Genomic DNA, 13,428 nt, shown 5'->3' on the forward strand with positions numbered 1-13,428 from the left:
GATGCGCGGCTGACGCCTCTCAGCCGGGCAGTGTCACGACTGGGCCCGGCTACGGTCCCGGCGCAGCGCCTGGCGCAGCAGGCGGGTGGCGCGGTCGCGCATGCCGGTGGGGTGGCTCACGGCCGGCGGGTTAGCCTTGGCTTCTGCGCAGGCCGCCAGAAAGTCCTGCAGGATGGCGGTGTCATCGAGCGTGTCCGCGCCGACCTTGTGGAACTCGGGGTGCCACTGCGTGGCGGCGATGTAGCCGCGCCCCGGTGCCGACTGCAGGCGGATGGCTTCGGGCACGCCGTCGGGCTCGCTCAGGGCTTCGACGACGAAGTCGGGGGCCACGGTTTTGATGCCCTGGTGGTGGATGCTGTTGACTCGGGCCCGGGGCTTTTCGGGGTAGAGCTGCGCCAGGCGCGTGCCTTCGACGATGTGGATGTCGTGGAAGTGCTGGTCGTAGGTCGATGCATTGCGGTGCTGCAGCGCGCCCGGGTGCTGGGTCTGCAGGTCCTGGTAGAGCGCGCCGCCAAAGGCCACGTTGATCAGCTGCAGGCCGCGGCACACGCCGAAGATGGGCTTGCGCACTTCGGCAAACGCCTTGACGACCGCCAGGTCGTACAGGTCGCGCACGCGGTCGCCGATCCACTCTTCCCGCAGGGGCTCTTCGCCGTAGTTGCCCGGCCACACGTCCGCGCCGCCGTGCATCACCACGCCGTCGAGCCACTCGGCATAGTGCGCCAGCGTCACGTCGCCGCGCGCCGTCTCGCCGGTGGGGCAGGGCACCATCACCACCATCGCACCGGCCGACATGATCCAGTGCGCGATGGACTGCTCGACGTACTGCAGGGTCTTGTTGGTGAACAGCGGGCGGGTGGGGTCGGCGTGCTGGAAACAGGCAGACAAACCAATCTTGAGGCGGCGATCAGTGGGCATGGATGGAGGCTCCGGGCAGCACGCTGACACGGTGCTGCAGATGCGATGAAAAGGTCTGCTCCGTTGTAGCACTGCGGCATGCAGGGCGTCTGTAGGAGAGCGGCGTGCACCCCTGAGCGCCCCCCGCTCTGGTAACGCGGTGCAACAAAATGTGGCTTTCTTCATGAAATGTTCTGCCGCGCCGCTGCCCGGATGCCGCATTTTCTGCGCGCCTCGCGATAATTTTTGCTCACCCGGCGCCAGGGAGGGGCGACCGGTGAAGCGTCCGTTTCGCATCTCCCGGAAAGCCCACGAATGCCACACAAAAAGAACCGCTGGCCCGCGCTCACCGCCATGGCGGCCCTGACCAGCATCGCCTGGCCGCTGCTGTCGCAGGCCGCCGTGCCCCCAGGCGCCGCCGCAGAAATCATCAGCCTGCAGGGCGCAGGCGACCAGCGCAACGCAGCTGCCGCCGACTGGCAGCCCGCCCGCCCCGCCCAGGCCCTGGCCACGGGCGACTTCGTGCGCACGCGCCAGGCTGCCAAGATGGCCTTGCTGTTCGCCGACGACACGCAGCTGCGCCTGCACCAGAACACCGTGCTGCAGGTCAAGGGCGTGGCCACGCCCGCCCAGCCCGTGACCACGCTGCTGCTCAACGCGGGCCGCGCCTGGACGCAGACCCGCCGGCCCGATGGCAGCCGCCTGAACCTGGAGACCCCCGCCGCCACCGCCGCGATCCGCGGCACCGACTGGGACCTGTCGGTGGACGACGACGGCCGAACACTGCTCACGGTGCTTTCCGGCACGGTGGAGTTCTTCAATGCGCAGGGCCGGGTGCTGGTCGGTGCCAACGAAGCCGCCGTCGCCGACGTGGGCAAGGCGCCGGTCAAGCTGGTACTGAGCCAGCCGCGCGACCGCATCCAGTGGGTGAACGCCCTGCGCGCCGACCCCGTGCCGCACCTGGTGGCCGCCGAGCCCCTGCCCGACGCAGTCGCCCCCGTGCGCGCCGCCCTGCAGGCCCGGGACCTGGCTGCGGCACGCGCAGCCCTGGCGCAGGGCCGCGGCAGTGCGCCCGCACTCTGGGTGCCCGTGATGGAGGCCGCCATCGCGCTGCAGTCCGGCGAGGCGCTGGCGGCCCGCGAGCAGCTTGCGCGCCAGGTGGCGCTGAACACCCCCGCAGCCGCGCCCCTGCCTGCCTGGCTGATGCAGTCCGACCTGCAGCTCATGGACGGCGACGGCCCCGCCGCCGTGCAGACGCTGCGCACGGCCCTGCAGCACTGGCCCGCGCACCCGGCCCTGGTGGCCCAGCTGGCGCGCGTGCAGATGCTGAGCGACCGCATGGACGACGCCACCGCCACGCTCGCCGCAACGCAAGGCACGGCGCATGCCGACATCGCCCTGGTGCGCGCCGAGCTGGCCCGCCGCCGCGGCGACGCCCCCGCCACCCTGGCGGCCTACACCGAAGCCACGCAGCTGGCGCCCGGCGACGCCCGCGGCTGGCAGGGCCTGGGTAGCGCACACACCGAGCGCGAAGACACCCGCCCCGCCCGCGAGAACCTGCAGCGCGCGCTGTCGATCACGCGCGACGCGCCTGGCGCCTACGGCGAGCTGGGCACGCTCGAGACCTTCGTCAACCAGTTCACCGAAGCCGGCGCGGCGTTTGCCGCCGCGCTGGGCGACAACCCGGCGGACTACGTGGCCCTCACCGGCCAGGGCCTGCTGCATCTCAAGCAAGGCCAGCCGCAGCAGGCGCTCGACGACTTCCTGCGTGCCGGCGTGATGGAGCCGCGCTACGCCCGCGCCAAGACGTGGACGGCCGTCGCGTACTACCAGCTGGGCCGCCACCAGGACGCGCTGGCCACGCTGCACCAAGCCAGCCGCCTGGACGACAAGGACCCGGTGCCCTACATGCTGCTCGCGCAGATCCACACCGACCTGTTCCAGCCCGGCGAGGCGGTGCAGGCCGCGCGCGCTGCGGTCGAGCGCATGCCGTACCTCAAGTCGCTCAACCAGGTGGCCAACGACCAGAAGGGCAGCGCCAACCTGGGCGCGTCGCTCGCGTTCTTCGGCATGGAGGAGTGGGCGCAGGAGCTGGCGCGGCAGAGCTTCACGCCCTACTGGGGCGGCAGCCACCTCTTCCTGGCGGACCGGTACCAGGGCGAGTTCAACAAGAACTCGGCCCTGTTCCAGGGCTTCCTGACCGACCCCATGGCCTTCGGTGCCAGCCAGCGCTACTCGCCGCTGCTGCAGCAGCCGGGCAGCCACGGTGTGCTGGGCCTGACGCACGACCGCGAGTTCTCGCGCATGAGCGTGCCGTCGGTCACGCTCAACGGCATGAACAACAGCCACGTGCCGGTGTCCTGGTTCGTGAAGGCGCAACGGGCCAACGCAACGCGGTTTCCGATCGACGTAGGCGTCTCGAACTCGCCAGCCTTCTACGATGCGTCCGGTACGGCAAACGTGGGGGCGGAGGCGTTCACGCTGGGCCTGGGCATGCTGCCCACGGAGCGGCTGAACCTGTTTGCGTATGCCAACCAGTTCAACGTGTCGACCCAAGGGCACAACCTGGTCGATCTGTTCGGTACGGGCGAGGATTCGCCACAGACGGCCAGCAGCAACCGCGTTCGCCAGGGCATGGCCGGCCTCTCCTACCGCTGGAGCCCGGTGGAGCAGACCTGGCTCAAGCTGGGCCGCAGCATGGAAGACCTGCGAGCCAGCGACTACCCGACGCTGTTTTTGGCACCTCCGCTGGCATCGCTGATCGGCCTGGACGTTTTCGCGCGCAAGGCGTTCAACGAATTTCAAGTGCGCCACACCCTGGACCCGCAGCCGGGCACGCGCCTGAGCGTGGCGCTGGAGCATGTGGCCGAGAAGCAGTTTGGCGGCGTGGAAGGTTCAGGCCCGGTGCTCAACAGAAATAACGGGGGACTCGACATCCTCGCGTTCGGCGGCGCCAATCGCATTGACCGTCGCTACACGGCGCTGACGCTGGCGGGCAGCCAGCAGGTCACATCCGGCGCGCTGGTGGACGCTGCGCTGGGCCTGCAGCAGATCCGGCACCGCGTGGTGGGCGCCAATGCGGTGAGCCTGGTGTTCAGCGGCGGCTACGACGAGACGCTGGAGCGTCGCAACGACACCGAAAGGACGGTCACGCCCCGCATCGGCGTGGTGCTGACGCCCGTTGCCGGTCACACCGTGCGGCTGGCCTACCAGGACTGGGTCCGCCCGCTGAGCACCTCCACGCTCACCAGCGTGGAGACGGCCGGTATTCCGGTGGAAGATCGCCTGGTGGAGGCTGGCGGGCGCCAACGGCGCACGGCGGCGCAGTGGAGCACGGAGGTGGATGAGCGCACCTTCGTGAGCCTGCGTGCCGACCATCTGCGCGTGCAGAACCCGGGCACCATCGGCGTAGATCTGCGCGTGCCGAGCATGCCGTTCCTGGAGGAGATGCGCAATGCGCAGCTCATCAACCTCTCGACCACGGATGTGATGGAGGGCACACCAGGGTTCGAGCAGGGCACCCTGCGGGTGCTGGGCGCGGGCGTCAACCGCATGTTCAGCCGGCAGTGGTCGGGCTACGCCAAGTACCTGTACCAGCGCAGCAGCAGCGATTACATGGACAGCGTGGGCCACGACATCGTCCGCGGCCTGCGTATTCCCTACATACCGCGCCACACGGCCGTGCTCGGCGCCACCTGGGCCAGCGGGCAGCGGGTGTATGCCAGCGCGCGCGTGGTCTACCGGTCCGAGCGGTTCGAGGACAAGACCAACCTCACGCGCCGGCCCCCTGGCTGGAGTATGGACCTGGTGGGCTATTGGGAAACGCAGGACAAGCACTGGGTGCTGGGCGCCGGCGTTCTCAACCTGTTCGGCGACCGCACCGACCGCCAGTCCGTGCGCTATGTGATCGATGCGCGCTACCGCTTCTAAGGGCGCGCGGCGGCAGGCGGCTTGGGTGCTGGGCGCGTGCGCGGCCGCACTGCTGCTGCTGTGGGCCGCCACCTTCAGCCGCACCTGGCACGCGCTGGAGTTCAAGACCTTCGACGTGCTCACGACCTTGACGGCGCCACACCGCACCACGCTGCCCGTGGTGATCCTGGCGATCGACGAGCCCACCTTCCAGGAGCTGCAGCAGGCCTGGCCCTTCCCGCGCGGCGTGCATGCGGCGCTGCTGCAGCGCCTGCACGCCGAAGGGGCTGCCGCCGTGGGCCTGGACGTGGTGTTTGCCGAACCCACGTCCGAGGCCGAGGATGCCGCGCTGGCCCGCGCCATCGGCGACGCGGGCCCGGTGGTGCTGGCCTCCACGCGCGACAAAGTCGACAGCGGCAACGCGTCGGTGTGGATGGACATCCTGCCGCTGCAGCGCCTGCTCGATGCCGGCGCCGAATCAGGCGATGCAGGCGTGGAGCCCGACGACGACTTCGTGGTGCGGCGTGCCCCCGTGGCGCCCGACGGGTTTGCCCTGCGGCTCGCGCAGCGCGCGGCCGAGGCACGCGGCGCCACGCCCGTGCTGCGCCACTTCGACTGGATCGGCTACCGGGGCCCGCGCGGCACCTTCGACACGCGCTCGTACTACCAGGCGCTGGAGCCGGGCCTGCTGCCGCCCGGGTTCTTCAAGGACAAGATCGTGCTCGTCGGCCGATCCGCACGCACGGCCACCGAGCTGTCGCGTGCGCAGGCCGACCTGTTCAACTCGCCGTTCGGTACGGCCGGGGGCGAGCGGCTGTTCCCGGGCGTGGAGCTGCAGGCCACGCTCGTCGACAACTTCCTGGCGGGGGCCGGGCTGCGCAGTGTCCCTGAGGGCTGGAGCCTGGCCCTCATCGCCGCGCTGCTGCCGCTGCTGCTGTGGGCCAACCGCAGGCTGCACACCGCAGGCGCTGCAGCGCTGGCCGCCGGCGTGGTGGTTGTGATCGCAGGTGTGTCGTGGTGGCTGTTTGCGCAATGGCGCCTGTGGTGGCCGCCGATGCTGCCGGTGGCCGGTGCCCTGGCCATCTACGGCGCGGCGGCACTGGTGGGCTATGCCGCCGTGCGCCAGCGGGCGCGGCAGATCCGCGCCATGTTCGCCCAGTACACGCCGCCGGCCGTCGTCTCGCGGCTGATCGCGCAGCCCGAGCTGCTGCGCCTGGGTGGCGAGGCGCGCGAGGTCACGCTCATGTTCACCGACCTGGCCCACTTCACCACGCTGTCCGAGCAGCTCACGGCCGAGCAGACGGTCGAGGTGCTCACCGGCTACTTCAACGCGATGACGCCCATCGTCCACGCCACGGGCGGCACGGTGGACAAGTTCATCGGCGATGCGGTGATGGCGTTCTGGGGCGCGCCGCTGCCCGACGCGCAGCATGCCGAGCACGCCGTGCACGCGGCCGTGGCCATGCAGCAGGCCATGGCGCCGTTGGTGGCCGACCTGCGCGCGCGGGGCCTGCCGCCCATCCACATGCGCATCGGCCTGCACACCGGCCGCGTGGTGGTGGGCAACGTGGGCTCGGAGCAGCGCTTTTCCTACACCGCCATCGGCGACGCGGTGAACCTGGCCGCGCGCCTGGAAGGCGCGAACAAGGCGTTTGGCACCGGGATCCTGCTGTCCGCCGCCACCGCTGCGCAGCTGCCGCCAGGCATGGCGCTGCGACCGCTGGACGATGTGATCGTGAAAGGCAAGACCGAGCCGGTGCGTGTGTTCACGCCCTGCGATGACGCTGCGGCTTGCCAGGCGAGCCAGGGCGCGCTCGACGCGTTCCATGCGCGCGACTGGCAGGCCGCCGACACGCATCTGGCAGCCATACTCGAACGGCTTCCTGGGGATGCGGCGGCGCTGCGCCTGCAGCAGCGCGTGGCCGCTGCGCGCCTGCTGCCCGAGGGTTCTGCGTGGTCGCCTGCCGTGGCGCTCGACAAGCTCTGAGCGAGCGAGCAAGCCGCTGCGCCAGCCGGGTCGCCCGTCATCAGCCCGCCACATTGCAAAGACCTCTGCACCGCAGGGACATGGAAGACCCGGCGACTAACAGGTTCTTACGGGCGCAGCGCCCCGAAGGTGCGACCATGGGGGTTCACGGGACGGCTGCCCAGCCGGGACGCAAGACACGGCAGGGCAGGGTCCTTCGCTTGAATTCTTCAAGGAGCACCACCATGCAAGTACAAGTCAATACGGACGACCACATCGAAGGCGGCGAATCCCTCAGCGAGTGGATCGCCACCGAAGCCAAGAGCCGGCTGTCGCGCTTTCAGGACCATGTGACGCGGCTGGATGTGTTCTTGAGTGACCTCGACGCCGGCAAGTCCGGTGCCAACGACAAGCGCTGCCGCATCGAGGCGCGCGTCACCGGCCGCCAGCCGATCTCCGTGGCCGACGATGCCAGCGAAATGGGCCGGGCGTTCATCTCCTCGGTCGACAAGCTGACCCGCGCGCTCGACACCGACCTGGGCCGCGCCAAAGACCGCCACGGGCGTGACACCATCCGGACGCTGGACGCGTCGGATGCCGCCGCCGCGGGTTGACCTTGAATGGTGCACCGCATGCCCCGCTACCGCTCTCCGTTCATCATTTTGTTGCTATGTGAACGATAGCAACCGAAGGCGGCGCCTGCATTGCGCGGGCGCGCCTTCGCTGGCTGGGGCTGGCGCGCGGCGCAGCCCGTCACACAGCCACCCCGCGCCGTGCGGCATGGCGCCGGCGCAGTCACCTCAGCCTGCGGCCATCGCCATCGCCGCCGCAGCGCTCACAGATCCAGCACCAGCAGCTTGCTGCGCGCGCGCGAGCAGCAGGGCATGAACTGCTCGTTGCTCGCCTTTTCCTCATCGGTCAGGTACATGTCGCGGTGGTCCACCTTGCCCTCCAGCACGCGGGTGATGCAGGTGCCGCACACGCCCTGTTCGCACGAGGTCATGATGTCGATGCCCTGGCCGCGCAGCGCGTCCACGATCGAAATGTCCGGCGCAATCGCATAGGTCTTGCCGGTGCTCGCGATGCGCACCTCGAAGCCCTCATCGCCCGAGGTGTCCTGCGCGGGCGCCGCAAAGTATTCCAGGTGGATGCGGTCCTGTGCCCAGCCCATCGCTTGGGCCGTGCTCACCACATGGTCAATGAAGCCCGCCGGGCCGCACACATACACCCGCTTGTCGTCTCCCGGCGCTGCCAGCACGGACGCCAGGTCGAGCTTTTGCTCGGGCGCCCCCGCATCGAAGTGAAAGTGCACGTGCGGTGCCATGGGCGAGGCGGTGATCTCGCCGGCAAACGCGGTGCGCTCGGCCGAGCGCGTGCAGTAGTGCAGCGCAAAGCCCGCGCCGGTGCGCGCCAGGCGGTCGGCCATGCACAGCAGTGGCGTCACGCCGATGCCGCCCGCGAGCAGCAGCGTGTGCTGCGCGGGGTGCAGCGCAAAGTGGTTGCGCGGCGTGCTGATGGTGATCACGTCGCCTTCGTTCACGCGGTCGTGCATGCCCACTGAGCCGCCGCGGGAGGCGGGGTCGCGCAGCACGGCGATGCGGTAGCGGTGCTGTTCGTGCGATGCGTTGCACAGCGAGTACTGGCGCACCGTGCCGCCGGGCACATGCACGTCGATGTGCGAGCCCGCGCTGAACGGCGGCAGCGGCTGGCCGTCGAGCCGCGCGAGCTCGAAGCTGGCGATGCCCTCGGCCTCGGCGGTCTTCTTGGCGACGCGGACCTGGAACGTCTCCTGCGCGGTCATGCGGTCACCGCCGGCTGCGGGGCTGCAGGCGCGCGCTCGGCGGCGATCACGCGGTCCAGCACCTTGCGCGACTGCACGCCGCCCGCATCGATGTTGAGCATCAAGAGCTTGCGGTCGGGGTAGCGCAGCAGGTTGTGCTGCTGCTTTTCCAGCATCTCCTGGTCCTCGGCAAAGATGCCGCCCTGGCCTTCGCGGATCTTGGCGGTGAGTTCGGGGTCCTGCGGCTTGAAGTTGCGGGCCATGCCCCAGAAGTAGTGGATGGAGGTGTCGGTCTCGGGCGTGATGAAGTCCACCACGATGCTCGATGCCTTCTTGTCCGCAGGCGCGTCGTAGCCGCCGTGGCCGGCCAGCGCCACGCCCACCTCGATGAGCACATGGCTCGGTGGCGAGAAGTGGCAGATCTGCCAGCGGTCCACCGGCTGGTCGTCGGGCAGGCCGTTCATGCGCAGCGCCATCTGCCAGAACGGCGGCGCCTGGATGCCTTCCATGAAGCGGCTGGTGATGACCTCGTCGCCCTCCACCCGGGTCTTGCAAGGCACCTCGTCGATCTCTTTCTGGCCGATGCTGGTGGAGTGCACATACGTCTCGTGCGTCAGGTCCATCAGGTTGTCGATCATCAGGCGGTAGTCGCAGGCGATGTGGTACAGCCCGCCGCCGTAGGCCCACTCGTCGCTCTCGGCCCAGGGCAGAGGGTGGATCTTGGCGGGGTCGGCCAAGGCGGCATCGCCCGTCCACACCCAGATGAAGCCGTAGCGCTCTTCCACCGGAAAGCTGCGCGTGCGCGGAAAGCCCTGCACGCGCTGGCCGGGCATGGACACCGCCTTGCCGTCGCACCCCACGCGCAGGCCGTGGTAGCCGCACATCAGCTCGCCGTCGCACACTTTGCCCAGCGACAGCGGTGCGCCCCGGTGCGGGCAGAAGTCCTCCAGCGCAGCCACCTTGTCAGGGGCGGGGCGGTAGAACACGATCTTCTCGCCGCAGACCATGCGGCCCAGGGGTTTGTCGGCGATCTCGTCGGGGGTGCAGGCAACGTACCAGGCGTTCTTGGGATACATAGTGGTTGTCTCGTGGGTGTCGATGGCTTGTTCGTGGGGCCAGTGCGCGCCCGGAAAGCCGCGCACTGGGATACAGCGGATTGTGCGAAAGGAGTGCGGCGCTGTATACATAAAATTACTGAAAACCAGCTATCGCACGCCGGCATAGCTTGTAAGTCGTTGTTTTAAATTGGATTGCACCTGTGGCGCCTGGATTTGATGCGGGTTTGTGTATACATTCGGGGCTCGTTGCGGCCCAGCCAGGCTGCCGTCCTCCCTCCGTCCACCCGTCCCGCCAGCCATGCACCTGACCGACGATCCGCAGATCGCAACCCTTTCAGCGCCCGCTGGCGACGCCGCCACCTCGCAGGCCGTCAAGGCGCAGCTGCGCCTGCGCGAGATGATCCTGGCGGGCGAGCTGCCCGGGGGGGCTCGCATTGCCGAGCTGACGCTGGTGGAAAAGCTGGGCGTCTCACGCACCCCCATCCGCGCCGCGCTGATGCGGCTGGAGCAGGAGGGGCTGCTGCACCGCCTGCCCGGCGGCGGCTACGCGGTGCGCACGTTTTCAGAGACCGACGTGGCCGACGCCATCGAGCTGCGCGGCACCATGGAAGGGCTGGCCGCGCGCCTGGCGGCCGAGCGCGGCGTGGAGGCCGCGCTGCTGGCCGAAGCCCACGCCTGCCTGGACGCCATCGACACGGCCCTCGCACCCCGCACGCTGGACGATGAGGGCTTCTCGCGCTACGTGGAGCTGAACGCGCGCTTTCACCTGCTGCTCAGCCGCATGGTCGGCAGCGACGTGATCGCGCGCGAGCTGGACCGGGTGAAGGGCCTGCCGTTCGCATCGCCCTCGGCCTTCGTCGTGGTGCAGACCCATTCCCATGAAGCGCGCGACATGCTCATCGTGGCGCAAGACCAGCACCGCCAGGCCCTCGACGCCATCGAGCGCCGCGAGGGCGCCCGGGCCGAAGCCATCCTGCGCGAGCATTCCCGCATCACGCGGCGCAACCTGCTGGCTGCGGTGCAGGCGGCCCAGGTGCAGGGCTTGCCGGGTGTCGGGCTCATTCGTGAACGCGGGTGATCTGCATCCAAAAAAGGCTTCCGAGCGGGTCGCTGTCGGCGGATGCCGGGCGGCGGAGGAAGAGGGCGTGGCTTCCGCCAGGTAGCCGCGGAACTGGCTGTGCCAGGCCGCTGGCTGCGTCCCCCTCCCGCGCGCAGCGCGAGAGAGGGGGAAGGCGCCGCAGGCGACTCAGGGGGTGATATCCCGTTCTGAGATATCTAAAAGTGGGAAAGCCCGCTTGTCGAAGTCTCCAGCGCGATTCACACTGCGGCCAGCATTGTTCTGTATACAACGACATCCCCAGGAGACATCGATGCCCACCAAACGCCACCTTCTTCGTGCCTCCGCGGCTGCGGCCCTGGTGCTGACCAGCGGCCTGGCCGCACTGCCCGCCGCCGCGCAAGACAGCAACGTCTTCAAGATCGGCCTCATCCTGCCCATGACGGGCCAGCAGGCCACCACCGGCCGCCAGATCGAAGCGGCCGCCAAGCTCTACATGGCGCAGAACGGCGACACCGTGGCGGGCAAGAAGGTGCAGCTCATCATCAAGGACGACACCAGCCTGCCCGACGTGACGCGCCGCCTGGCCCAGGAGCTGGTGGTGAACGAGAAGGTCAACGTGCTCGCCGGCATGGGCATCACGCCGTCGGCCATGGCGACTGCGCCGCTGGCCACGCAGTCCAAGACCCCGCTGGTGGTGATGGCCGCGGCCACGTCCAGCATCACCGAGGCATCGCCCTATGTGGTGCGCAGCAGCTTCACGCTGCCCCAGGTGTCGGTGGCACTGGCCGACTGGGCGCCCAAGAACGGCATCAAGAAGGTCGTGACCCTGGTCAGTGACTACGGCCCCGGCATCGACGCCGAAAAGTATTTCAACCAGCGCCTGACCTTCAACGGCGGCCAGGTGACCGAGGCCCTGCGCGTGCCGTTGCGCAACCCCGATTTCGCCCCGTTCTTGCAGAAGGTGCGCGACGGCAAGCCCGACGCGCTGTTCGTCTTCGTTCCCTCGGGCGCGGGCGCGGCGGTGATGAAGCAGTTCCTGGAGCGCGGCCTGGACAAGGCCGGCATCAAGCTCATCGCCACCGGCGACGTGACCGATGACGATCAGCTCAACGACATGGGCGACGGCGCCCTGGGCGTGGTCACCTCGCACCACTACTCGGCCGCGCACCCCTCGCCGCTGAACAAGAAGTTCGTCGACGCGTTCGAGAAAGCCAACAAGGGCCTGCGCCCGAACTTCATGGCCGTGGGCGGCTACGACGGCATGCGCGTGATCTATGAAGCGCTGCGCACCACCAAGGGCGCGGGCGGCGGCGATGCGCTGCTGGCCGCGATGAAGGGCCAGGTGTTCGAAAGCCCGCGCGGCCCGGTGTTCATCGACGCGCAAACGCGCGACATCGTGCAGAACGTGTACCTGCGCAAGGTGGAGCGCGTGAACGGGCAGCTGTACAACGTGGAGTTCGATGTGATCAAGGATGTGAAGGACCCCGGCAAGACTAAGTAACCCCCTGAGGCGCTGCGCGCCTTCCCCCTACAGGGGGACGCCACCCTTGGCCTGGCGAAGCCAGTTCCACGGTGGCGCTGGCCTTGGGGCGCGCCGGTTTTTGCGGGCGGGGTGCTTCTAATCAGTTGCGGGGCGCGCCAGTTTTCGGGGGAGGCTTTCTTCCACCATCCGTTCGGGTTGAGCTTTTCGAAACCAGGGCGTTACGTTCAGCCTCAGACAGTTGAAGCCACCGCACCACCCGTTCGGACTGAGCTTGTCGAAGCCGGGGTGCTGCTGTTGAGGCTGACCTTGTAGAGAGGCACCACCCGTTCGGGCTGAGCCTGTCGAAGCCAGGGCGCCACGCGCGGACCCATGACCCTTGTTCGTCTTCATTGAAGTGATTTCATGCTGACCATTCTTTTCGACGGCGTTGCCTACGGCATGCTGCTGTTCATCCTGGCAGTGGGCCTGGCCGTGACCATGGGGTTGATGAACTTCATCAACCTGGCGCACGGGGCCTTTGCCATGGCGGGGGGGTACATCACGGTGCTGCTGATGCAGCGGCTGGGTGTGCCGTTTCTGGTGTGCCTGCCCATCGCGTTTGTGGGCACGGCCTTGCTGGGGGCGGTGCTGGAGCGCACGCTGTACCGGCCGCTGTACAACAAGGCGCACCTGGACCAGGTGCTGTTCTCCATCGGGCTGGTCTTCATGGCCGTGGCCAGCGTGGACTACTTCGTGGGCTCTACGCAGCAGATCATGCAGCTGCCCGAATGGCTCAAGGGCCGCACCGAGATCGGCAGCGGCGCCTTCATGCTGGGCATGGGGCACTACCGGCTGTTCATCATCGCGGTGTGCGCGGCGCTCACGGTGGGGCTGCAGTACGTGCTGACCAAGACGCGCTTCGGCAGCCGCCTGCGCGCGTCGGTGGACGACCAGCGCGTGGCCGCGGGCATGGGCATCAACGTGAACATCGTGTTCCTGTCCACCTTCGCGTTCGGCTCGGGCCTGGCGGGGCTGGGCGGTGCGCTGGGGGCCGAGGTGCTGGGCCTGGACCCGAGCTTTCCGCTCAAGTTCATGATCTATTTCCTGATCGTCGTGGCGGTGGGCGGCACCTCGTCCATCACCGGACCGCTGCTGGCCGCGCTGCTGCTGGGCATTGCCGACGTGGCGGGCAAGTACTACATCCCCAAGCTGGGCGCCTTCATCGTGTACAGCCTCATGATCGTGATCCTCATCTGGCGCCCGCAAGGCCTCTTCGTTCGCAAAGGAGGGAAATGA

9 protein-coding genes are annotated in these 13,428 nt (G+C 68.7%); 6 read left to right on the forward strand and 3 right to left on the reverse strand.

From position 1 onward, the window contains the following. Window positions 1-33: 33 nt before the first annotated feature. Window positions 34-918 (reverse strand): gamma-glutamyl-gamma-aminobutyrate hydrolase family protein, encoded by an 885-nt coding sequence (locus ASG27_RS03360; RefSeq protein WP_056411306.1) that lies wholly within the window; start codon window positions 916-918, stop codon window positions 34-36. Between the two features lie 294 nt (window positions 919-1,212). Between ASG27_RS03360 and ASG27_RS03365 the strand changes: the two genes are divergently transcribed. From ASG27_RS03365 to ASG27_RS03375, 3 genes are all read left to right on the forward strand, one after another. Then, window positions 1,213-4,827, forward strand: coding sequence for a TonB-dependent receptor domain-containing protein (locus ASG27_RS03365; RefSeq protein WP_056411307.1), 3,615 nt, complete (start codon window positions 1,213-1,215; stop codon window positions 4,825-4,827). Continuing rightward, window positions 4,808-6,793 carry a CHASE2 domain-containing protein gene (locus tag ASG27_RS03370; RefSeq protein WP_056411309.1) on the forward strand — a complete coding sequence of 662 codons (1,986 nt, stop codon included), beginning with the start codon at window positions 4,808-4,810 and terminating at the stop codon, window positions 6,791-6,793. Before ASG27_RS03365 ends, ASG27_RS03370 begins: the two co-directional genes overlap by 20 nt. Before the next feature lie 224 nt (window positions 6,794-7,017). Next, on the forward strand, window positions 7,018-7,386 hold the full coding sequence (locus tag ASG27_RS03375; protein ID WP_056411311.1) for an HPF/RaiA family ribosome-associated protein: 369 nt from the start codon (window positions 7,018-7,020) through the stop codon (window positions 7,384-7,386). Between the two features lie 221 nt (window positions 7,387-7,607). On the opposite strand, the gene ASG27_RS03380 is transcribed toward ASG27_RS03375, so the two are convergent. Further along, window positions 7,608-8,573, reverse strand: a complete 966-nt coding sequence (locus ASG27_RS03380; protein WP_056411312.1) for a PDR/VanB family oxidoreductase — start codon at window positions 8,571-8,573, stop codon at window positions 7,608-7,610. Beyond that, a complete protein-coding gene (locus ASG27_RS03385; protein ID WP_056411663.1) occupies window positions 8,570-9,628 on the reverse strand; it encodes an aromatic ring-hydroxylating dioxygenase subunit alpha in 1,059 nt (352 codons plus the stop codon). The genes ASG27_RS03380 and ASG27_RS03385 overlap by 4 nt, the downstream gene beginning before the upstream one ends. Window positions 9,629-9,908: 280 nt before the next feature. Between ASG27_RS03385 and ASG27_RS03390 the strand changes: the two genes are divergently transcribed. The 3 genes from ASG27_RS03390 to ASG27_RS03400 all read left to right on the forward strand — a co-directional run bounded on the left by ASG27_RS03390 (window position 9,909) and on the right by ASG27_RS03400 (window position 13,428). Continuing rightward, window positions 9,909-10,688 (forward strand): GntR family transcriptional regulator, encoded by a 780-nt coding sequence (locus ASG27_RS03390; RefSeq protein WP_056411313.1) that lies wholly within the window; start codon window positions 9,909-9,911, stop codon window positions 10,686-10,688. Window positions 10,689-10,980: 292 nt separating this feature from the next. Beyond that, complete coding sequence (locus tag ASG27_RS03395) at window positions 10,981-12,171, forward strand: ABC transporter substrate-binding protein (protein ID WP_056170959.1); 1,191 nt, start codon at window positions 10,981-10,983, stop codon at window positions 12,169-12,171. A 384-nt stretch (window positions 12,172-12,555) separates the two neighbouring features. Beyond that, entirely contained in the window at window positions 12,556-13,428 is an 873-nt protein-coding gene (locus ASG27_RS03400) for a branched-chain amino acid ABC transporter permease (protein WP_056170957.1), read from the forward strand.

Origin of the sequence: Acidovorax sp. Leaf191 (assembly GCF_001424425.1) — a bacterium.
In the GTDB taxonomy this organism is placed as follows: domain Bacteria; phylum Pseudomonadota; class Gammaproteobacteria; order Burkholderiales; family Burkholderiaceae_C; genus Acidovorax.